Consider the following 21,250-nt stretch of genomic DNA (forward strand, 5'->3'; position numbering starts at 1 on the left):
GTAACCCCACGGTGAGGGCCGTCTTGTGATGTGAGGCGGAACGTTGGATGTCCTAGTGCAAGCACTAGGAATAGTCCTATGACCATGCAGCAAATCGAAGTGATCACCTCTGTGGAGCGCCGTCGTCGCTGGTCTCGCGCAGAGAAGGAGCGGCTGGTTGCGGCCTGCCTCGAGCCGAATGCCAGCGTATCTGAGATTGCCCGGTCGGCAGGCATCCACGCGGGTCAGTTGTTCCGGTGGCGCAAAGAACTCTGCCAGGTCTCACCGCCGCCAGCGCGGCAGTTTATTCCCGTAGAAGTCGCGGCCTTGCCTGCGCCTGATCCGGTGGAGACAACACTGCCACCTCGACCGCGCAAGAAGATAAGCATTGTGACGATCGAGCTTGGCCGCGGCCGGCGCATTCGTGTGGAGAGCGATGTCGATACTGAAGCGCTCGCTCGGATCCTCGACGTGGTCGAGCGGCGATGATCCCGGTTCCGAGCGGCGTTAAGGTCTGGCTGGCGACCGGACACACAGACATGAGGAAAGGCTTCCCCGGCTTGTCGTTGATGGTGCAGGAGACGCTGAAGGGGGATCCGCATTGCGGCCACCTATTCTGCTTCCGTGGGCGTCGGGGCGGGCTGATCAAGGTGATCTGGCACGACGGCCAAGGTGCCTGTCTGTTCACGAAGAAGCTGGAGCGCGGCCGCTTCATATGGCCGTCAGCGGCTGACGGCACGGTGGTCATAACTCCTGCACAGCTCGGCTATCTGCTTGAAGGGATTGACTGGCGAATGCCGCAAAAAACCTGGCGTCCAAGCTCGGCTGGGTAGCGGAAATGGCTGGAAAGGCAAGACCGAATATGATTCCATCTGGTCATGACCGAAGCGGCCGATCAGCTTCCCGACGACCTTGCCAGCGCTCACGCGATGATCCTCGCCGAGCGCGCCGCCCGTCGTGAAGCCGAGGCTGTTGCTGCTCGTGCGCAAGCTGTGAACTCCCATTCCGATGCGCTGATTGCCCGGCTGAGACTGGAGATCGAGAAGCTCAAGCGCGACATCCATGGCAGCCGCTCGGAGCGAAAGGCCCGCCTTCTCGAACAGATGGAATTGCAGCTCGAAGAGCTGGAGGCCGACGCCAGCCAGGACGAACTGGCCGCGGAGATTGCGGCACGATCATCGACAGTCAAAACCTTTGAGCGCAAGCGTCCATCGCGCAAACCGTTTCCGGAGCATCTGCCGCGCGAGCGCGTTGTGATTGCCGCTCCTCAAAGCTGCCCCTGCTGCGGCTCGGCCAAATTGTCAAAGCTGGGCGAGGACATCACTGAGACCCTGGAAGTGATCCCGCGCCAGTGGAAAGTCATCCAGACGGTGCGCGAGAAGTTCTCGTGCCGAGAATGCGAGAAGATCGCCCAGCCGCCAGCCCCGTTCCATGTGACACCGCGCGGCTTCGCGGGGCCGAACCTTTTGGCCATGATCCTGTTTGAGAAGTTCGGCCAACACCAGCCGCTGAATAGGCAAAGCGAGCGTTATGCCCGAGAAGGCATCGACCTCAGCCTTTCGACACTCGCCGACCAGGTCGGTGCCTGCGCCGCGATCTTGAAGCCCTTGCACCGATTGATAGAAGCGCACGTCCTTTCCGCCGAGCGGCTGCATGGCGACGACACCACGGTGCCGATCCTGGCGAGGGGAAAAACCGAAACTGGCCGCATATGGACTTATGTCAGGGATGACCGGCCGTTCGGCGGAACATCGCCACCGGCAACCCTCTATTATGCCTCGCGAGATCGTCGCCAGGAGCATCCCGAGAGGCATCTCAAGACCTTCACCGGCATTCTGCAGGCAGATGCATATGGCGGCTACAACCCGCTCTTCAAGTCGGAGCGTGCTTCCGGTCCATTGACGCAGGCGCTTTGCTGGGCTCACTCGCGCCGCAAGTTCTTCGTCCTGGCTGACATTGCAACGAACGCCAAGCGCGGAAAAAATGCGACGCCGATCTCGCCAGTGGCGCTTGAGGCTGTGAGGCGGATCGATGCACTGTTTGATATCGAGCGCGACATCAAAGGACTTTCTGTCAACGAACGCTTGCAGCGGCGTCACAAGGACAGCCGCCCCCTCATCGACGAGCTTGAGGCTTGGCTGCGAGGCGAACGGGGAAAACTATCGCGCAGCTCACCTGTCACCGAGCCGATCGATTACATGCTCAAGCGCTGGGACGGCTTCACATCCTTCCTCAGCGACGGCAGGATTTGCCTGACCAACAATGCGGCTGAACGAGCCCTGCGCGGCTTCGCTCTCGGCAGAAAATCGTGGCTCTTTGCAGGTTCCGATCGCGGTGCAGATCGTGCTGCCTTCATGGCGACGATGATCATGACGGCAAAGCTCAACGACATTGATCCTCAGGCCTGGCTGGCTGATGTCTTGTCTAATATTGCGGATATGCCGGTCACGAGGCTTGAAGAATTGCTCCCATGGAATTGGAGCCCGCCGACCGCAGCAGCCCACGAAGCTGCCTGATATGCGGCCTTCACCGTATGCTTACGGTAATCTAAGTCCTAGTTCTCGTTCATCCGCTTGCCGCGCGGTTCGGCCGCTCGGCTGAGCTCAGCCTAGACCCGAGGAGGGAAGGAGGGGCGGAAGCGCGGAGCGGGTGTTTAGGTCTCTTGCAACTGGAAATGCGATAGCGCACTCAGAGCGCGTGATGCCGTTGATCCGCTCACACAGAGCCTGGGTGTGTTCAAACATTTTTGAGATTCATGGTTGCGCTTGCAAAAAATAATTCATAAGCCTCTGGGCATCGGGGTTTTTTTGGAGGGGCGATGATGGCGACACTCACTGTTAATGCCGACTATGGCTTGGATATGCGCGGCATCGATTTTGGATGGTTGCCATATGCTGATTCCTACACCTACGGGTCGACGATCTTTGCCGCACATTTCAGCGACGGGACCGTAGAGGAATTTTGGGGACGCGGGTTCAGTTACGACTCCGATGGTGTCCCAACGGGTGGAACCGTAAGGAGCTATGCTTTCTTCGATAACGGTAATCGAGTCTCGTACGTCGACGGTGTAAGCATTGCCGTCACGAGCATCGTAGATGCGGCGGAGACATACACGACGAGCGACGACATTGCCGTGATCGGAAGGGCGCTCGCGGGCAATGACGTACTCAGGGGCGGAGGTATATTCGACTATCTGCGTGGCTTTGCGGGTAATGACACGCTGCATGGCAACGCAGGAAATGACACTCTCGTGGGTGACGACGGCAACGACACGATCATCGGAGGCGCCGGTAAGGATCGGATCGACGGTGGCGCGGGTAGTGACACTGCATCATATGCCGGAGCTTCAAGCGGTGTTGTCGCGAGCCTCGGCAATCCGGGTGGCAACACGCAGAACGCCTACGGCGATACCTACATATCCATAGAAAGCCTTGCCGGTTCCAGCTATGCAGACCGCCTCTATGGTAACGCCGCGGCGAACTATCTGAGCGGCGACGCGGGTAATGATTACCTCTCGGGTTCGGGGGGAAACGATTGGCTCCACGGCGGTAGCGGGGCCGACCAACTCGTTGGCGGTTCAGGAGCTGACCGCTTCATCTTCAAAGCATGGGCCGACCATTCAGGAGATTCTATTCTTGATTTCACCACCACGCAGTCAGACCGCATAGATATGTCGAAGATCGACGCAAATCAGTCGATCGCCGGTGACCAGGCGTTCAGTTTCATCGGAACGGCCGCGTTTTCAGGAGAAGCTGGTGAACTCCGCTTTGTTAAGACTGCCTCGGACACTTACATCTATGGCGACGTCAACGGTGACGCGAGTACCGACTATACAATCCACTTGGACGATGCTGTCACGATATGGAACAGCTACTTCTTTCTGTGACGGGAAAAGCGTCAGAATCCCGGTTCGGTGATTTTTTGCCTATATGTTAGATACTTTCTCCCATGCGAAGAGGTGACAGATGGCTCGTTTTCCCCTGAACTCATGTTCGGGGATGAGGCGTCGAACTTCATCATCGCGCTGGCCAAGACATCAAAATCACTTGGAGGAGTGGGCCATTTCGACGTACGAATTTCGGCCCGAGCCAACCGGAAGGAGAACGTCAAGCTCGACTGCGCTTTCACAACATCAATAAGCGGTCTTCGATATATGGGCCAATCGTCTTTGCTCCTCTGAGATCATACTCATGATGTCATTGGGGCTTTCCACAACCAGCACCCTGTAGCCCCCGGTCATCATGATCTCGGTGAGATTATCGCTTTCAAAAGAACGACGCACGTCCATGGCATTGTCCATGTTCACGTAAACGGATCGATCGCCGTCGTCGTTAAGTTCAATCCACATAATGGTCATCTCCAAAGGTTAGACCACGCCGCCGTGAAAACGAAGGCGCGAGCATACGGTTCGTTTGTTCGTATTTATTGCCCACCTGGCCCGCGGGTCACCGTTACTCACCGTCGTACAAGGCTAATGCTCCCAACGTAGTTTGGAAAGTGTCGCGGAGTCCTTCGATTTCGCGGATTAATTGCTCTATTAGGTTCTTTTCCATACCTGTTCCTGTTTCGACTGCTGAGCAAATGACAATAAACCCCTACGAGTCGCAAGTGCAGCCCGCCAACATGAACGGCTTTGCGCATGGCTTCCCACGTCGTTCGACTTGTCACAGGAGGAAAGGAAACTAACCGACTATAGAAGCTCGCCTTCTCGCCCACCGCCGAGCATTGCGTAACCCGTGCCGAATAGTGGCTGAGAATTTTCGGAGTATCTCGTCTCGCACTAGGTGTTGCCGCGCAGAGACGGACGCCAGTGCGAAACGCGGCCGCCTGGCCATGCATCGCCTCTGTGGGATCGTTGGTCTTCAACTGCTTCTTACGGGAAAGAGAAGTGAACCGATCACCCGGTATGCAGGGTTCTTGAGATTGGCAAAGAAACCGGCTGGATCAGCTTCAAATTTCTGCACATCTTTTTTCTTCGTACCGAGCGCTCTAACGACAGGACGAATAATAGGGACGAGAGGTCTCCTTAACGTCGACAACTGCCTGACGGGCGGAAGCGGTGGCGCTGGCGCGGCGATCTTGGCTTTTTTTGCCTCGCTTATGGCTTTGATACCTTTCCTGCCGCCAAATGAGTAGAACAGCGGAGCGTCCAGGCTTATGCCTTTCGGCTCTTCGCCAAGCTCTATTGGTGAGGATGTCAAGCCGCGTAGATGGGAATAAACAGTCCTGCGAGCCAAACGCCGCAATGAGCCGTCCGGTGCGACCTTGTCAAGATATTCGGTTTTACCGAAGGAGTAGAAGTCGAACACAAGATATTTGACAAAGCGAAGCTTGGTCTCCTCATCGACAGATAGATCTGATTGAGCAAGATCGACCAGCTCGTCGGGAGTGGTCGCTTCGAATGTGAACCCGCTGTGAGCGTAGAACGCATTGCCGCAGCAGATTACAGGCTTTCCAAGGGTTGCCGCAATCAAACCGCTGCCGGAATTTATCAAAACCAGCTTATCCGCAAGATCAATCAGATCTTTGATGTGCGTATCGTCGTCGACGAAGGTAACATTCTCGATCTCAGGCCGCTGTGTTTCGAGGGGATGTTTCTTTGCGATGACTACATATCTGCGAGAGTCGATCGACGTTGCAAGTTGTGACACCCACTCGTTGAAAGTGCCGGCGTCTTGGCATGGCCCAGAGAAATAGATAGTTGCCGTATCAGAGGGACGCTGCAGCGCTACGAATATAACCTTTCGATCGCCAATGTGAAGTTTCTGGCGGAGATGATCGGCGCCGATACGTGAGCCATTTTTTTCTAGGGTGTTGTCACTCAGGTTGAGGCGATCAATCCATTCAAGCGTTTTGTTCCTATCCTCATGGGAGAGAGGATTGTCCCAGCGGCCGCGTGCATATGATTGGCTTTCGCCAAGGAAGCCTTCAGTGTCAAAGAACCAGCTATCGGGAAGTGCGCCGCGATCGTATGCGACAAAACGAATGCCGGTTTCCTTCACCGATCGGTAAAGGCTTAGCCGATGCTCATTGCCGTATGGATTGAGGAAGAAAACTCTGGTGAAACGCTCCGATCGAACGAAATCGAGCAGGGAGGCAGCGTCGGCGAATGACTTCTCCGGAATAGCACGAAATCTGCCGAGAGCCGGCATGGCATGTCGCAAGGCACGTGCCGGCATAGTACCGGGCTGTATTAGGACAAGAGTGAATTCGCCAGATGTTTCGTCTTGCAATGGAGGTATTGACGTCAGGCCATCGTCAAACTCTCGCATTGTTTTGGAAACGCGCACCTGATTACTGGTTCCAACGTATCCAAAATCTTGGCGGCGGGGATGCCAAAGGTGCGCGATAACCGTTCCACGTTGGAACACATCAATACCATAGAGTGCATAAAAGGCGCGGAACCCCTCGTACTCTAAAATAGAGTTGTTCTTTGTGTTCTTGTAATAATCGTGAGGGCGTGGACCTCGTTCGTAATACGAAGTCAGCCGATGCATCAACTCGAAATCTTCAGCGCCGTGTCCGGTAAAGCTTGTATCGTGACCGCCAATGGCCAGGAGGTGATGACGGTTCGCGACGATTGCTGAAATGGCAAATGTACTGTGTTCGAATACTTTTTTTTCGTGGCGCATTACGCCGTCGTGAACCAATGCGTCAGCGAAGGAAGCGTCGCCAGAAGAATGAAGTTCAAGGTAACGTTCAGTGAATTCCCGGGTGAGGTAAGCTCCCGGAAGAGCAAAGAACGCGTATGCATTCTGCGGCATATCCCTCAGTCGGCATTCCGATACAACTCTTAGGTAATTCTCTGTCGACATCAGAAAGTCGATGTCATGATACATCACCAGGGGAGTCTTGGAGTGTTGGGTGCCGATATCACGGGCAGCGCCAATGCTGAACGGCTCTCTCTCGGTTTCGACGCGAACAAGTTCTATGTTATTTCGTTCGGCAGCGTCTTTCAGCTCTTTCGAACGCACCGAATCGGTTCCGTAGTCGACTATGATAACCGAATACATGTCGGGTAGCGTGGCTACGATCCGGTCAATCCGCTCGACCTCGTCATAGAGTTTTTCCTTGGATAAGCGAATCGGAATAATCGCGGTGATCAATGCTTTGCTTTTCTTAGGCATCATTTCTCCATTCCGATACCCGGACTCGCGTCGGGTGTCGGGGGCCTTTTAAATCGCTGTTAGTACTTGCCGGGTTGACAACGCCCACTTAGCGACAGGAGTGGACGCTGTCAACATCGCTTCGCAGTCTAGAAAACACGCGGTCCATACTCCACTACCTAAGAGCGATCAATAGCAAAGTTTTGTAATCGCAGTCGTTGAATTTGCTAATTTTCTCTACCTAGAGCATCGGAATCGAAATAATACTCTTCCGTCCGGATGTTCGGGCTACGCTCCCAGGTAGTTCCTGTTTTAACGACACGGGCGGGATTTCCGACCGCAATACAGTTGGCTGCGATCTTTTTGGTAAGGACGCTGCCGACGCCAACGACGGAGGCGTTGCCTATATCGCTACCTTTCAGGATTACCGCGCGATCTGCAATCCAAACGTGGTTGCCAATCGAAATTGACGTAGAAGTATTCAGGCGCTCTCGGGTTGAAGCATCGTAGACGGGGTGACCGTCCGCCGTCCGAATGATGATATCGGATCCAAACAGGCAATCATCTCCGATATTGATGAACGTTGACTCAACAGCTCTTAAAGTGATGTTGCCCGTGACGCTGAAGTCTCGTCCGATGGTGATGCGGCTATTCAGGCCGACAGTGATCTTTCCACTGATCGAGCAACCGTCACCGATCACGAGTTCCGAGTTGCGTCCCAGTGTGATGAGGCATTGCGTAATGTTGGCCTTGTCGCCGATCTTCACCGAAGAATTCTTTTCGTTGAAAAGAATCTTGCTTGACTTGAAACGAGGTTCTTTGCCCACCGAGAGGGAGTTCAAATCGGCGTCGGTATAATCAAGCAGTTCCGTAAGCTGTGCCGGCATGTTCCCCCCCATCGTTGCACTCCGTCAGAGGCTTCTAGCCAGATAGAGTTCTCACTGCAACTCGCGGGCAGCGGGAATTTTCTAAGAGGCCTTTCGCGCGTCCTCTTCCAAAAGAATGTCAATTGTCTTCCCTACATCATCAAGCGGCAATTTCAGGATGATATCCAACTCTCGGTCCCACCACCTGACGCGCAGAAGCTTTTCGATGATCTGAGGCTCAAACCGGTATCTGATGATTTTGGCGGGATTCCCGGCGACGATAGCATATGGTGGCACGTCTTTGGTTACCACGGCGCCCGCTCCGATGACTGCACCGTCACCGATGGTCACGCCCCTCAAGACCAGGCTTGCGGCTCCAAACCAAGCATCATTGCCGATGACGATTTTGTTGGAACGCTTTCTGTCTTTCGGCCAGGTGTTCGGAATCATCGCGGCATTCTGGGCGACTGGATCATTGGGAAACCAACTCTTCAATATCCTGAAGTAGCTCGTGGACACGTAATGAATTGGGTGCTCCGCGCCGCCGATTTGACAGTTTCTGGCAAAGGTGACGAAACGCCCGATCGTAACCCCGTCATAGATGCAGGTACCGGCATTCACGAAGCAGTAGCGCCCAATGGATTCAGCCGTGACCGCGCATGCTGGTCCGACATGGATAGGATCTTCAAGCATTCCGACCTTCACGGTAGCGGAGCCCGCTATCGTGGATGTTTCACCCGGCATGTTTTCCTCCTTGTCGCTCCTGCCCAAGGCTTCTAGTCCAGATAGGGCGCGTGTCGCAACTCGTCCTAGCGCTGGATTGTTGCTTCGAGATGAATTGGCTCCCAGGTAAGCCGGACCGCCTTCTCAAAAATGTTCTTAATATCGGAGACTTCAAAATGAGCGTCATCAGCGCCCAAGAAATCCGCGCGGCTGCGATCAATCCCGTCAATGAAGCAAACTTGAGTTCCGTGCTCGTCGCGCTCGATCGCGAGGTATTCGGCCTAGATCGGATGCCTGTCGCCGTGACGCCGCCTAGCGTGGATGCACCTTGGTGGAAATCAAAAGAGGTATCGGTGCCGGTGACGATTGGCGGCGAGCCGTTGCCGCGATCGGGAGCATGCCGTGGCAGAACCTCGTCATCGTGCTGGTTGCACTCGGGACTGCGGCGGTTTCCTGTTGTGGCGTAAGAAGGGGATGCCGTCGAGAAGAAAGTGAGCGAGAATGCTGAAGTTTATCCCTGACGGCCTCATGCTGCCGGCGGCTGGTGGCTACCCCGCCGCGCGCTGAAGGCCCGACTGCTGAGCGCGCCGACGCTCTTCGGAAATCCATGGAACTCATCAAGGACGAGGAAAGACCAATGCTGAGATTGGGAAGCTTGATGATGCTGGTATCCGCCGTGAACTTAACGGCCGCCGGGTGCCAGACAAAAACCTCTGCGGGCGGATGACGCCATCTGCCGACACTCGCCAGTATATAATCGCCAACGACCGGCCTTTCGCCAACTAGGTTGCGGCTCATAATCGCACCTGTGATGCGCAGCCGGCCTGCCGCAGATGATGCTGATGGCGGACACACCTTACGCCGGTCCTGGCATCTGGATTCGCATCCAGCATCGCTTCGGCCCCCCGGATGATGGAATGGTTCATGGCCTTCCATACGGTCCTCTGGGGTGCCATTCCGGCTCGCGCTAATACTCTTTGGCTGTAGATCGCCGCTCATGCTACCCTACTGAAGGCAGCCAGCGGCCGAGTTGTACTCTAAGTTCATCCCCGTCGTATATTCCGGTGAATCTATCCAATCCACCGACGCGCTCCAATGCGCGATGCAAATACGACCCCCTTGGGGGAGCGAGTTCCTTGTTGTACCCGGCCACTTCGAACTTTTTATGCCAGAGATGGAGGAGCTTGGACGTGCGCACAGCCGCTTCAACGCTTTCTCGTCCTTCTGGCAATATCAGTTTCCAGAAATGAGCGGGGGAAATCGGGTAATAATCAGCCGTTGCACTGGCAAATTCGGATAAACCGGCCTCATTAAATTTTGTCGTGACTAGCCGGGGCCCGATGGCGCCCCAACGCTGGTCTAAGTCCACGACATCGCGCGCATGTTGAATCATGTCCGCCAAGACAGCGTGTTCACGAGGGAGCTTTAGAACTGCTCCATTAATCGCTTGCATATTTTCCTTAGGATACTGATATCCGAAAACCATCTCGTCATGTTGAAATTCAGGTGGCCTTAGACAAAGGAGATCGCAGTCGATCCAACAGCAGCCAGTTTGCTTGATTAATAAATAACGAAAGAGATTCGAGAATTTCGAGAACTCCACCTTTCCATCCGCGATATAGCGCCCGATCAAGCTCTTATCTGGGCAAATTTCACGCGCATCAGCCAAATCGATTCCAGGAGGAACTTTAATATTGTCATCGTAAGAGTACAACCGAAGCCGGGCGCCGTGATACGGGAAAGATGCAAGGCAACCATATGTTAATCCATCGATGTGGCCGTGCCAAAAGGAAACAAAATCCGGTGATTTCGAGCGCCGAAATATCCCGGCGAGCCGGGTGAGAAAGTTCATTGTCACGTCCCACCCCATCTCGCTACCAGCAATAGCGAGGATTACATTAGATGCCCTTTAATTTCTCAGGAGTGTATTTGTCAAGCTCCGGCTATCTCTCGGAAATGCTACGATCCTCCTGCAACGTGGCAAATTCATCGGTTGCCGGGGAGAGCATGTAGATCGAAGGGCGCCGAGCTGGTGACCTCGATGCGCAGCTCGGGAAGCTCTTCGGACACCACAGCTTCCTCGTCGCCGGACCACACACGCCAAGGCAAGAAGCTTGCCTATGTCGGATCGGTCGATACCGGCGTTCAAAGAACGCACGGCGCATGAACTGCGCGTCAGGTCGACTATCGCGCCTGGACGCATGACGGCAATCTGCGGCAGATGCCGTACAAGGGTCTGCCGATCCGGGGGAGAATGGTGCGATCTGAGATTGAAGGGTAAGATCTAAGATTTTCAGTTCCGCAATGATATCAATGGGGTCGTGGTTAGTCCCACCGTTCTCTAAGTATTTGATTTTGGTGCGACCTCGCAGAAATGCGGGGGTCGCCGATCCTTTCAAGCGTTAAACTCGACAAAACACGTCGGCAACTGGCGCCGGGTGCTTCGCCGTGCGTGGAGTATCCGGGTCATATTGCTTGCCGGTCTGCTGTGCGGGCACTCCCAGCAGGTGTGTTTCCCACGCTGCAGACCACGGCTGGCGCGTTGGCGACGGAGGCTCAACGAATACCGCCGCAATTGAACGGTCGATTGTCCAAGAAATTTTCGGAGCAGGCTTCAAACACTGATTCACCCTCGGGGCGGAAGCCATTATCGCCGTTCAATCCAACACAGGAGTTTTTGGCCATTGTCGTACCCTCAATCGGAGCACCCAAAAGGCTGTCTCTCAGCTCTGAGCCCAGAACTACACACGATTCCGTTTGGTTGAAAAACCGGTTCTCTTTGAGTGTCGTAAAGTCGTCCTGGATGATGACGCCAATGTTCCCTCCGGTGAAAACGTTGGAAACGATTGTGTTATGGTCAGCGTAATCGCGGAAATATCCGGGAGCAAGCGGCGGATCTCCACAGTTCCAATTCGTCAAGTTTTTCGCCTGGCGTGACGCGATCCATACGCCAACTTTCTCAGTGAATCGATTGCCGTTAATTGTATTGAAGCTGGAATGTTGCCATCGCTGAGCCTGTTTTGGACTATTGTGGCGCTCCCAGCAGTTCTTGTAGAGAAAGACACCTCCGGCCGAGTTTCCAGAAAAGTTATTGTTCAGGATGGTGTTGTATGCGGAGGAATCGATGGCGATCGCCTCACGATTGAGCTTCCCTTTGCTTCTGCCCAAAGGGTCTCCAAAGCCATTGCCCTTGAAAGTGCTGTTTTCGACGATGGCGCGAACAGAAGAGGCATCAAGATAGATCGCTGTGCTGCCCGAGTTCGTAACCAGTGTATTCCTTATAAGTGTGCTTTGAGCGTAATTACCTACATAAATGCCGACGTTCCCTGAATTCGTCACAGTGGAATCGATGATGGACACATTCTGGGGCGCGATATCATATCGTTTGGCCTTAGGTAACGCAGCCATTTCTGGAGCAGTCAAGGGCGGCTTGATGAATATTCCTTCGCTCTTGGCACCGTCGACCTTGCAGCTTTTTACGGTAGCATTGCGGATACCTCGACCCTCGATGGTAATGCCGTTTCTGGATCTGGTTGCATCTATCGTCGCCCCGTCACAGTCTAAGGTGACGTTGGATGAGTCGATCAATATCGGTCCGGTATATCTGCAATTCCGATCTAGTCTGAAATTGGCGCTGACATTCTGTGGCGCGGTGCAGTTGGAGGGGGGCTGTTGCGCGAACGCCGCATGAAGTGGGACGGACGCTTGAATAGTGCCGTAGAGCATCAACGCCAGCGAAAACCGCATCCTCGCCTCCTTAGATAACTGAAAGATTTGTGTTGATTGAACTGAATAGGTTCAATGCCAAGGCTCGATGCGGCGGAGCCCTTTTCATTTCTATAGACATCTTCATTGCAATGTCGCAACAAACAAAATCACATACCGGCCCACTGCCGGCGTTGAGACTGCGACTTTGTTGAGGTCCGCGCGAGCTGCCATGCTGGAGCTTGGAAAATCGCGGCTCGGTGACCAGACCATTATCGATTCTGTCGATGCGGTCGCGGCGTCCATTGATGGCCTTGGCACGTTGGCCCGACACGGCGACCGCCGCCGTCGAGGCAGCGGACGCGGTCCTCTAGCGGTTCAGGGGACGTCGATGTCGTATTGGTCGGGCACGGATGTGGCCCGAGAAAAGCCAAAGTCTGGATGACCCCGGCATGGTCGCATTCGAAGCCTCCTGAGAACTATCGTTCTGCCGGCTTCGTGGTCGAAGGAACCATATACCGAAGTAACTGCCCTTCTGGAGAGTTTCGCCAATTGCGGCGATGCGGGCGTTGAAGGTGAGGGCGCACGATCACAAAAACCGAAACCTTGTCAGCTATCTCGCTCCGAGCTGATGCCAACACCTTGCCGCAGGCAAGAGGCGGTGGCGGCGAAGCTCGTTCTGGTTTGAGTGCGCGCTATCGGATTGGGGCCTTGGGAGAAGCGATCTTTGCGGCGATGGGCTCCTGCCCTTGTTGCGAGACACGCTCGATCTGATTAATGATGGAGGAATCTGGTCTGAGGGGCTAACTCTTACCACAAACAATGATATTAATGCCGGAATGGTGAAGCGGCTTGTTTCGGGGACCTCTTATTGTATTACTTGACGACCCATATTCGCGTTGTTGCCGCATTGCTCATCCGCGAAATGTCGACCCGCTTCGGCAATAAGCCGGGGGGATACATATGGGCGATCCTCGACCCTGCGGCCCATATCGCTTTCATGTCCGTGATCTTCATGGGAATCGCAAGATTGCCGGCTCTGGGGACAAGTTTTCCGCTGTTTTTCGCAACCGGCTATATTGCATTCCAATTTTATGCCGCGATGTGCGGTTTTTTGAACGGCGCTATCAAATCTAACCGGACTTTGCTCAGCTATCCAAATGTTGCCCCGATCGATACAATCGTCGCGCGGTATATCCTTCAGGCTGCTACGACGGTGTTCGTCGCCATCTGTGTTCTCGGTGCGATCATTGTGACAATGCATCAACCGCCTGAGCTCTATTGGCCGGCGATCCTGGAGGCGGCACTTGCCGCGACGCTCTTGGGTCTTGGTGTCGGCATATTCAACACCATAATGTTCCTGCGTTTTCCATTCTACGAACAGGTCTTCAACATCGTAAATCGACCGATGTTTCTGATCTCTGGCGTTTTTTTCTTGCCCGACGCGCTTCCGGGACCTATGCGTGAGGTCGTGCTTTTCAATCCTTTGGTTCATGTGGTCATGCTGTTCCGCCGAGGCTTCTACCCCCAATACCGGGCGGCGGAACTCGACATGTTCTATCTTTATTCTTTTGTTTTCACGGCGATCTTCGCCGGTCTCTTTGTCTTCACCAATTCCGCAGCGGTGGCGAGAGGCCGATGATTAGACTTGAACGCGCGACCAAGTATGTGAAGACAAAGGGCGTAACGAAGCCAATCATCGAGAACGCCTCCCTTGTTATCAAGCGTGGTAAGAGTGTCGGCCTGCTCGGACGAAACGGCGCGGGGAAATCGACGCTCTTGCAATTGATCGCAGGATCGCTGCGGCTTGATCGGGGGCGCATAGTAAGACAAGGCAAAATTTCCTGGCCTCTCGGTTTTCAAGGTAGCTTTCAACCAAGCATGTCCGGAGAGCAGAATGTTCGCTTTGTCGCGCGCATTTACGGTGTCGATACCGAAGAGCTGGTCGATTATGTCACCGATTTTGCCGAGCTAGGCCCATTCTTCCACGCCCCTGTTGGTACTTATTCCTCCGGGATGAAGGCGCGTCTCGCCTTCGGTGTCAGCATGGGCGTCAACTTCGATTATTATCTGGTTGATGAGATCACTGCGGTCGGGGATGCGAACTTCAAAAAAAAATGCCATGATGTCTTCCAACACCGATTGCAAGATTCTGATGTTATCATGGTTTCCCACAGCACAAGCACCATCCGTGAGTACTGCGATTGCGGAGTAGTTCTCGAAAATGGCAAACTCACGTATTTCGATGATGTGGAAGATGCTATCCGGATTCATGAGCGAAACATGAAGGGCAACTGATGACGACTGCCAAGCCGCCAGGTCCAGAACACAAGACGGAAGATCTCCAGGCTCCCGTGAAGAAGCCGAATATCATGGTGCTCGACAATCTTAGAAAGGTCGACGTGCGCCCCGAAAGGCGCGAGGCACAGCCAGCGAAGAAGAAAAAACTGCTCGGATCGCTGAAGGTCGGGCGTCTGAAGCTGCGGCATCTAATTATCGCCGGCAGCTTCGCGTTGGCCGTCGCGCTTCCAACCGCACTTGCATCGTTCTACATGTTCTTCGTCGCAGCGGATCAATATCACAGCTCGGCCGCCTTTGCGGTGCGGAGCATCGACGGCAAGGCGAGTAGTGATATCCTTGGCATGTTTACGCAGACTACCGGGGGCAGCACGACGGGGGCGGACTCTTATATGCTGCTCGACTATGTCGAAAGCGAGCGGATGATCGAGGCCGTCGAGAAGGCCGTCGATCTCGACGCCGCCTTTGCGCGCCACGGCGCCGACTTTTATTTCAGCATGGCGGCTGGCCTGCCGATTGAGGAGCGGCTCGAGTATTGGAAAAAGATGGTGCATGTCGATTTCGACCACACCTCGTCCATTCTGAACCTGACGGTGAAGGCCTTTGATCCACAAAGCTCCCAAAAAATCGCATCGGTTATCATCGGTGAGAGTGAAAGGTTGATCAACGATCTTTCGCTCAAGGCAAGAAATGGTGTTCTTAAAGCATCCCAGGACGAGGTGGCGCTGGCGGAAGGCCGTCTATCTGCTGCGCGGAACGCCCTGCGCAATTTCCGGGATGTCTCTCAAGAGGCCGATCCGGTAGAAGCGGCGAAGCTGGCTGGCCAACTGGTTGCTTCGCTCGAGCAGCAACTAACCCAGCTTCACACTGATTTGATGACGGCTCGAACGCGAATGGCAGCTGATTCACCGCGCATGCGCGTGCTAACGACCCAGATCGACAGTCTTGAAAAGCAGTTGGCGCAGGAAAAACAGCGTTTCGGTAGCGGGACGGCAGGTGGAGCCGGAGGCAGCGATGTTGCAAACCGGATTCGGCAATATGAGGAACTCGAGACCGAGCGGGAATTTGCCGAGAAGGCTTACACTGGCTCTCTTGCTAGCCTCGAGAAAGCGCGCATCGATGCCAATAATCAGCAGAGATATTTGGCGACATTCATCCAGCCAACTCTGTCTGAAGAGGCACAATATCCAAGCCGGCTTATGGTGTCTGCCCTGGTCTTTCTCGGATGTCTTTTTGCTTGGGGCGTGTCCGTAATGGGCTATTACAATATTCGGGACCGGAATTAGCCGACTTCTGGCGGGTTAATCGTGAGGTGTCTCAACCGCCGGTGGTTGTCTCGCGGTTCGTCGTCCACCGCGTCGAGGAAAACGGTGGGTGTTGAAGGCTGTGGAAATGCCGCCTCGGGAAGCGCTTGTCACGACACTTTTGCGGCTACGCTTCCATTCTCCCGGAAGTCCAAGAAATGTTGTTTGACGCGGGCGCAAATAACCGATTTGGCGTTATCCGTATCCCCCAAATCGACCGCATATTCGTTGCGTAGCAAATACCAGAAGCGTCGAAGGTCCTCGGCTGATGAAGCAGTTCGTCCAGGCTGGAACTGTTTCTCGAAGTCGCCCCGCTGCTCGCAAACGAAGCATGCGGCCATGTAGTCAGATCGGCCGAAGACATATACCGGCTTTTCGTGCAGGAGCGCTTCGGCGCCCACGCCGGAGTTGATTACGCATACGGCAGCCGATTGGGCGATGATGGTATGGATGCTGCCGGTGGCCACTACGATCCGACCAGCGTCTTTGTTTTCCCGGATGTATTTTCCAATTGCTGTCGAACCACAAAGTGGATGTCGTTTGACGACAACGGAGTAGCCGATCCTTTCGCACGTCGTGACAACTTCCTCCATCATTTCGATGGGGCTGCAATACGCCAGGTCCTGCACGGAATCGCCCATCATTTGGAGAGCGATGAAAACAAACCGAGCGGGCAGAGTCTCCGTAGCGTGAAGCGGACTTTGAGCATATTTCGACACGTTGCGGGAAATGGTTTGCGCTTGATCCTGTTGAAAGAACCTGCCGGCGGCCGTGGCATCCACCTGGTGAAGAGGCAGTTCGGCCAGGCTTCTTCTCGAGAACTCCGACCATCCAGAGTAACCTCCGGCATCAAAGCTGAAGCGTGACGGGCGGTCCGTTTCCTTGAAGTGAAGACCATTTCGATGCCTAGACACCGTGTGATATGAGAAAAAGGGCACAGGTAAGTCTTCAACGCCATGCAGCTTAATCTGTCCCTTCACTCCATAGTCCAGACCCATCGTGTTGAGACAGTCTGCAATGGCTTGCAAAACAAATCTGAGGTCAGCGCGAAAACCGGGATAGTCGATCTTGTTAGATCGCAACGCTGCCGACGGAATGACGATAACGGCATCGCGCGTCTCACTCATAGCCGGGCCTAGTCCAACTCGCGCGAGAATATCCTGATGCGCGAGTTCGATAAGCTGGGACATCGGCGCAAGTGCATCTAGGCTGAGGCGGCGTTCCAACCGGACTGCGGCTTTTTCCATTCCGCTGATGCGAAGCGCGTCAATAACCTGCTTTGCTCCTGCCAGATCTAAGAGCCACATCGAAGCGTCGACCGCCTGTTGAGCGAACCTCGAAAGAAACTTCTGGTCATTGAGAATTGCATCGCGATCGCGAACTATTCGCTCGATCACAGACCTGAGGATGTCATTACGGCCCGCACTATCGGCTGCGGCCGCAACCGAAGCCGCGAACTGGAAGAGAGGTTTATCGGGATCGTGCGAGAGCCGCGCCACACCGTCTAGGGCGAACTCCTCGTGCCTACGTTCCTCCAGCAACAAACTTCTCTTGAATTCGGCGACCTGAATCCGCACAGGAAATGACTCTGCAATATAGTCCAAGGCAGAGAGAGCTGCTTCATAGTCTCCATTCCTGCGCAGTAGCGCCGCTTCAATAACCGGCAAGAGGTTGCGATCGAACCGGGGCGTCTTCACCAACTCGTCGGCGTATCGAGGATCAACGTGCCCGAGAACCTCGTAGAGGAATAACCGCATCGAATCCGCACCCGGTGTCTCCCGTTTGCTTAGATCAACGAGGATTTTGGCTGCCTTTTCGAAGTTCTTCTGCTGACAGGCAATATACATCCGGCCGTCACAGATACGACGGCGGTGTGCCGGCATCGGCAGAAAACGCACGATGAAGGCAAGGGCGGCAAAGGTTACGCTCAGGACATTGAGGAACCTCTTCCGTTCGATCAAATCTTGAACGCGTTCCGCCAATCGGTCGATCAGGTAATTCATTGCATCTTGATCTAACTGCCTCGGTCGCGATACGACGGCCGCACGGTCCGCTCGTGAAACGCGAATATCTTACCGTTTGGCAGTAACCCGTTGTCGTGTTTACTGCAACAGAACTCGTCCGCCATCACCGAGGATCGAGCGGCCCCGCCGTACCGATATCTTTCCAGATTTGCCGCCTTAGTCCCAACCGGACGAGGCAATCCTCGATAAACCAGCCGATAACCTCCTTTCGGCCCTTCACGAAAGGCAAGAATCCTGCGTCAAGGCCAACGAAGGGAAGGAACGGATTGGGTCGCTGCGACGCATAGATTTCGACGCGCACGGAAGGCCGGACCGACTTTCCCCTGGCGTGAAATCCAAACGTATCTCCGACCACCAGCGTATTGGCGGGAACGGCGAACTTGGTAGGTTCAGGCAAACGCAAAAGGTGCAGCTGGTTCTCTGGAATCCGGAACGAACCATTGTCGCCGCGGACGGATGCCAGAATGCTCTTTCTCTTGTGCCAGGCGAGCCGCCGCTTGGTCAGTTTGTGAGAGCCGGCAACATAGGTGAAGGGGCCTTCGTCCTCGGGAACATCATAGAGGAAAAACCAGGCCTTCACCGTCGAGTGGAACGTATCCATGTGAAGATCAGTTTGCGGATCTTTTCCTTTGCCCTCTTCGGTCTCCGTCCCAAAGATAGTTTGTATACTAATGACTGGCTCCGCCTTAAAGCCTCCGACATAACGGAGAGGGTCGCTCCAAGCATTGCTCTCTACCAGGGCGCGAATAGCCGGGTAGTCCTTCAGGACCTCAGGAGTGAGGGACGTCCGGCGCGTGACCGCTTTCCCTTGCGTCATTTCGCGAGCCGGCGCGCGAAGAGCCTCGACTTCGGAACGCAGCTGCGCGAACATTTCCGGCGTTAGGAAATTGCGGCGTTCGATATAGCCGTTCTCGGCGAAGAACGTGCGCTCATTCTGAGGAATAAGATGCTGCAGGCGCCGGCGTCGCGACTCTACAATTTTCGCGGCTGTTTTGACCCGCCAGATGTGGAGACCCTTCCGATTGAGCTTTTCGCTTCCAAGCAGCGGATTCTCAATGAAGCGTTTTTCGCCGGTGATGATCTGAAACGCATAAAAAGGAAGCATCAGCACCTTCAGCGGTGACCACTTCTGCTTCGGCATTGTCCCTCCTTCCGCTTTCCCAGTTACGCGATAAATGCCGCGGATTCGCCGCGAGAGCAAGAACGGAATGGAACTGTCCTCATTTGTCGAAAGGAGACACGTGGGATACAGTGAGTGGCTGCAGGTCGATTGGAAGTTTGTTTTGGATCAGTGGGATTGGGCGGGAGCGTCGTAGAGGGCTTGCACGATGGATCGTTACGCTTCTCACTGGTCTGCTTTTCCGTTGGCGCGTTGCGGCATTTGGCTTTGGCCCTTGCAATTCGGCATTTCTACGGCCGTGCGAAGCGGGACTTGTAGTCAAGCGTTCATGCGCCACCGCCGCAGCAAATGGCTATTTTTGTGGGGTTGGAGTTGGGATCAATTCACCGATTCTTGGCCGGCGATGGGTTGCCGTGCATTGCGGGTGGCGGTCGGGTGGAGGCTTGCAAAGCAACGGACCTTATAGCGCGGTTTTCCGCGTCGGCAGATAGGAACCGCGAATGAGGCGACTTGTCGAGGCAGCCCTTTTTTCCATGTTGCTTACCGCGTGCAACTCGACGCACGACGTAAGACGATACTCGGTCGAAGACTACGCTTTGATGTCCGACAAGCGTCTCTGCAGCCGGGCGCTTGATTCTGATCGCATCGTCAGACTGGCAAGGTTTTCCCGCGGCTTGACGTGTTGACATATTTGTCGGGGAATTCTTGCCATCGAGCCTCGAGTGCGTTACCCGCTTTCAGGCTTCCGCAGAAGCAACGCAATTTATGAAGCGATTCTGCACATTTGAAACCGGAATAGGCGATTGGTTAAAGCAACGACGATCTTGGCTGAAGCAGCAAAAACGCCGTTCAGGGTTATTGGCGGCATAGTTAGCCGGCCGCTTCCGAAGCGAGGTAATCCGCCTCTCTTTCTGTTCGGCTTCGCGGCCTGGAAGACCTTCATGTATGACTGGTTTCCGGATAGGGAGATCGTTTTTGCGCCGACCGGGCTTTGGCCGATCGAATTCGATATCAACTGGAAATGGCGTATCTTGAGTGACCGGCGGGCCGAAGTCATGGCGTGGCAGTATAAGGGCCTGCCTCAGCTGAAGAACTTCTGTGCGCGCAACAACATCCCCTTTCACTATGTCGAGGACGGTTTTATTCGATCGGTGTCGCTAGGAGCATTGGAGACGCCGCCGATCTCCCTGGCATTTGACCGGCAGGATATGTACTTCAATGCCAATGGCCCGACGGATCTCGAAACAATATTGTCGACCCATGATTTTGATGGTGATGGCGACCTGCAGCTGAGAGCAAAAGCGCTAATTGAAAAGCTTCTAAGCACGGGCTTGAGCAAATATAACTCAGGCGCCGACGTTGCGGTCGAAGAGCTTTACGGCCCTAAAGCAGGGAAACGCATTCTCGTGATCGGGCAGGTGGAACGCGATGCATCCATCGCCTACGGATCACGGGAAAAGTATTCCAACAATGACCTAGTCCGGCTTGCATATAAGGAGAATCCCGGAGCGCAAATCATTTACAAGCCTCATCCAGAGGTCCTTCAAGGAACCGCAGAGCCCATGTCGGATCCAAATTTGGTTCGTGACATATGCACGATCTTAGAGGAAAATATAAGCCTCTCTGAGAGCTTTCGGACGATTGATCACGTTTATACGATCACATCTCTCTCGGGCTTTGAGGCGCTCTTGCGGGGGCTCAAAGTCACGACGTTGGGATGTCCCTTTTATTCTGGATGGGGATTAACCGATGATCGCCAGCCGACGAACAGAAGAAAGCGGAAACTGACGATCGAGCAGCTTTTTGCCGGTGCCTACGTTCTCTACCCGAAGTATTTTGACCCGGTCGCCAAGGAGTATATCGACATCGAGCAAGCGATCGAACTGCTAGTTGAAATGAGAGCGGCGTATACCGTTCTCGGCAAGGACCTTTCCAACGTGCATCTCATGGATGCGCTTACCAAGGCCGTGGGAGATGACGTTAGTCTCCAGACGCCGCTGGCAAATAGCGTTCGCGGCAGCCGCGTCCGGCGCCTTCCGAATGAACCGAGTGTCCGAGCACCTTAACGAGAGAGCATACGCATTCGTTTGCAGAGCCGACGACCCGCCGGTTTAATCCGTCTCAA

Annotated in this window: 17 protein-coding genes; 9 read left to right on the forward strand and 8 right to left on the reverse strand. The window is 54.6% G+C overall.

All coding sequences use genetic code 11. From position 1 onward, the window contains the following. Positions 1–78: 78 nt before the first annotated feature. The 4 genes from tnpA to A3C3_RS47955 all read left to right on the forward strand — a co-directional run bounded on the left by tnpA (position 79) and on the right by A3C3_RS47955 (position 3,865). Positions 79–468 carry an IS66-like element accessory protein TnpA gene (tnpA, locus tag A3C3_RS0122425; RefSeq protein WP_022714077.1) on the forward strand — a complete coding sequence of 130 codons (390 nt, stop codon included), beginning with the start codon at positions 79–81 and terminating at the stop codon, positions 466–468. Beyond that, a complete protein-coding gene (gene tnpB, locus A3C3_RS0122430) occupies positions 465–812 on the forward strand; it encodes an IS66 family insertion sequence element accessory protein TnpB (protein WP_022714076.1) in 348 nt (115 codons plus the stop codon). The genes tnpA and tnpB overlap by 4 nt, the downstream gene beginning before the upstream one ends. Before the next feature lie 45 nt (positions 813–857). After that, a complete protein-coding gene (gene tnpC, locus A3C3_RS0122435) occupies positions 858–2,495 on the forward strand; it encodes an IS66 family transposase (RefSeq protein WP_022714075.1) in 1,638 nt (545 codons plus the stop codon). A 305-nt stretch (positions 2,496–2,800) separates the two neighbouring features. Then, positions 2,801–3,865 carry a calcium-binding protein gene (locus A3C3_RS47955; protein WP_167521957.1) on the forward strand — a complete coding sequence of 355 codons (1,065 nt, stop codon included), beginning with the start codon at positions 2,801–2,803 and terminating at the stop codon, positions 3,863–3,865. A gap of 246 nt (positions 3,866–4,111) precedes the next feature. On the opposite strand, the gene A3C3_RS0122445 is transcribed toward A3C3_RS47955, so the two are convergent. From A3C3_RS0122445 to A3C3_RS47960, 4 genes are all read right to left on the reverse strand, one after another. Then, positions 4,112–4,327, reverse strand: a complete 216-nt coding sequence (locus A3C3_RS0122445) for a hypothetical protein (RefSeq protein ID WP_022716831.1) — start codon at positions 4,325–4,327, stop codon at positions 4,112–4,114. A 514-nt stretch (positions 4,328–4,841) separates the two neighbouring features. Further along, the gene (locus tag A3C3_RS0122455) at positions 4,842–7,106 is read right to left on the reverse strand and encodes a capsular polysaccharide export protein, LipB/KpsS family (protein WP_022716833.1); all 2,265 of its coding nucleotides are present in this window, start codon (positions 7,104–7,106) and stop codon (positions 4,842–4,844) included. Positions 7,107–7,312: 206 nt separating this feature from the next. Continuing rightward, the gene (locus A3C3_RS38940) at positions 7,313–7,972 is read right to left on the reverse strand and encodes an acyltransferase (protein WP_022716834.1); all 660 of its coding nucleotides are present in this window, start codon (positions 7,970–7,972) and stop codon (positions 7,313–7,315) included. 81 nt (positions 7,973–8,053) lie between these two features. Then, positions 8,054–8,695: a CatB-related O-acetyltransferase gene (locus A3C3_RS47960; protein WP_022716835.1), complete on the reverse strand. Its 642-nt coding sequence runs from the start codon at positions 8,693–8,695 to the stop codon at positions 8,054–8,056. 155 nt (positions 8,696–8,850) lie between these two features. On the opposite strand from A3C3_RS47960, the gene A3C3_RS47200 reads away from it, so the two are divergent. Beyond that, positions 8,851–9,141, forward strand: a complete 291-nt coding sequence (locus A3C3_RS47200; protein WP_022716836.1) for a hypothetical protein — start codon at positions 8,851–8,853, stop codon at positions 9,139–9,141. 533 nt (positions 9,142–9,674) lie between these two features. Here the strand turns inward: A3C3_RS47200 and A3C3_RS0122480 are convergent. Together A3C3_RS0122480 and A3C3_RS38945 are read right to left on the reverse strand one after the other, a co-directional pair. Next, entirely contained in the window at positions 9,675–10,526 is an 852-nt protein-coding gene (locus A3C3_RS0122480; RefSeq protein WP_022716838.1) for a glycosyltransferase family 32 protein, read from the reverse strand. A gap of 704 nt (positions 10,527–11,230) precedes the next feature. Then, positions 11,231–12,421, reverse strand: a complete 1,191-nt coding sequence (locus A3C3_RS38945) for a right-handed parallel beta-helix repeat-containing protein (protein ID WP_022716840.1) — start codon at positions 12,419–12,421, stop codon at positions 11,231–11,233. Positions 12,422–13,250: 829 nt separating this feature from the next. Here A3C3_RS38945 and A3C3_RS0122495 point away from each other — a divergent pair. The 3 genes from A3C3_RS0122495 to A3C3_RS0122505 all read left to right on the forward strand — a co-directional run bounded on the left by A3C3_RS0122495 (position 13,251) and on the right by A3C3_RS0122505 (position 15,963). Then, the gene (locus A3C3_RS0122495; RefSeq protein ID WP_022716841.1) at positions 13,251–14,021 is read left to right on the forward strand and encodes an ABC transporter permease; all 771 of its coding nucleotides are present in this window, start codon (positions 13,251–13,253) and stop codon (positions 14,019–14,021) included. Continuing rightward, the gene (locus tag A3C3_RS0122500) at positions 14,018–14,677 is read left to right on the forward strand and encodes an ABC transporter ATP-binding protein (protein WP_022716842.1); all 660 of its coding nucleotides are present in this window, start codon (positions 14,018–14,020) and stop codon (positions 14,675–14,677) included. The genes A3C3_RS0122495 and A3C3_RS0122500 overlap by 4 nt, the downstream gene beginning before the upstream one ends. A 74-nt stretch (positions 14,678–14,751) precedes the next feature. Further along, a complete protein-coding gene (locus A3C3_RS0122505; protein ID WP_145611981.1) occupies positions 14,752–15,963 on the forward strand; it encodes a KpsE/RkpR family capsule polysaccharide export protein in 1,212 nt (403 codons plus the stop codon). A gap of 128 nt (positions 15,964–16,091) precedes the next feature. On the opposite strand, the gene A3C3_RS0122510 is transcribed toward A3C3_RS0122505, so the two are convergent. Further along, a complete protein-coding gene (locus A3C3_RS0122510; RefSeq protein WP_022716844.1) occupies positions 16,092–17,984 on the reverse strand; it encodes a capsular polysaccharide export protein, LipB/KpsS family in 1,893 nt (630 codons plus the stop codon). 124 nt (positions 17,985–18,108) lie between these two features. Further along, positions 18,109–19,146, reverse strand: coding sequence for a phytanoyl-CoA dioxygenase family protein (locus tag A3C3_RS0122515; protein WP_022716845.1), 1,038 nt, complete (start codon positions 19,144–19,146; stop codon positions 18,109–18,111). Between the two features lie 782 nt (positions 19,147–19,928). Here A3C3_RS0122515 and A3C3_RS38950 point away from each other — a divergent pair. Continuing rightward, positions 19,929–21,191 carry a capsular polysaccharide export protein, LipB/KpsS family gene (locus A3C3_RS38950; RefSeq protein ID WP_022716846.1) on the forward strand — a complete coding sequence of 421 codons (1,263 nt, stop codon included), beginning with the start codon at positions 19,929–19,931 and terminating at the stop codon, positions 21,189–21,191. Positions 21,192–21,250 lie beyond the last annotated feature (59 nt).

Source organism: Rhizobium mongolense USDA 1844 (genome assembly GCF_000419765.1).
GTDB classification, from domain to species: Bacteria; Pseudomonadota; Alphaproteobacteria; order Rhizobiales; family Rhizobiaceae; genus Rhizobium; species Rhizobium mongolense.

Excerpts from the sequence above, each read along its gene's own strand:
- tnpA (WP_022714077.1), top strand. The coding sequence starts at position 79 with ATGACCATGCAGCAAATCGAAGTGATCACCTCTGTGGAGCGCCGTCGT.
- tnpB (WP_022714076.1), top strand. The coding sequence starts at position 465 with ATGATCCCGGTTCCGAGCGGCGTTAAGGTCTGGCTGGCGACCGGACAC.
- tnpC (WP_022714075.1), top strand. The coding sequence starts at position 858 with ATGACCGAAGCGGCCGATCAGCTTCCCGACGACCTTGCCAGCGCTCAC.
- A3C3_RS47955 (WP_167521957.1), top strand. The coding sequence starts at position 2,801 with ATGGCGACACTCACTGTTAATGCCGACTATGGCTTGGATATGCGCGGC.
- A3C3_RS0122445 (WP_022716831.1), bottom strand. The coding sequence starts at position 4,327 with ATGTGGATTGAACTTAACGACGACGGCGATCGATCCGTTTACGTGAAC.
- A3C3_RS0122455 (WP_022716833.1), bottom strand. The coding sequence starts at position 7,106 with ATGCCTAAGAAAAGCAAAGCATTGATCACCGCGATTATTCCGATTCGC.
- A3C3_RS38940 (WP_022716834.1), bottom strand. The coding sequence starts at position 7,972 with ATGCCGGCACAGCTTACGGAACTGCTTGATTATACCGACGCCGATTTG.
- A3C3_RS47960 (WP_022716835.1), bottom strand. The coding sequence starts at position 8,695 with ATGCCGGGTGAAACATCCACGATAGCGGGCTCCGCTACCGTGAAGGTC.
- A3C3_RS47200 (WP_022716836.1), top strand. The coding sequence starts at position 8,851 with ATGAGCGTCATCAGCGCCCAAGAAATCCGCGCGGCTGCGATCAATCCC.
- A3C3_RS0122480 (WP_022716838.1), bottom strand. The coding sequence starts at position 10,526 with ATGAACTTTCTCACCCGGCTCGCCGGGATATTTCGGCGCTCGAAATCA.
- A3C3_RS38945 (WP_022716840.1), bottom strand. The coding sequence starts at position 12,421 with ATGCGGTTTTCGCTGGCGTTGATGCTCTACGGCACTATTCAAGCGTCC.
- A3C3_RS0122500 (WP_022716842.1), top strand. The coding sequence starts at position 14,018 with ATGATTAGACTTGAACGCGCGACCAAGTATGTGAAGACAAAGGGCGTA.
- A3C3_RS0122505 (WP_145611981.1), top strand. The coding sequence starts at position 14,752 with ATGGTGCTCGACAATCTTAGAAAGGTCGACGTGCGCCCCGAAAGGCGC.
- A3C3_RS0122510 (WP_022716844.1), bottom strand. The coding sequence starts at position 17,984 with ATGAATTACCTGATCGACCGATTGGCGGAACGCGTTCAAGATTTGATC.
- A3C3_RS0122515 (WP_022716845.1), bottom strand. The coding sequence starts at position 19,146 with ATGCCGAAGCAGAAGTGGTCACCGCTGAAGGTGCTGATGCTTCCTTTT.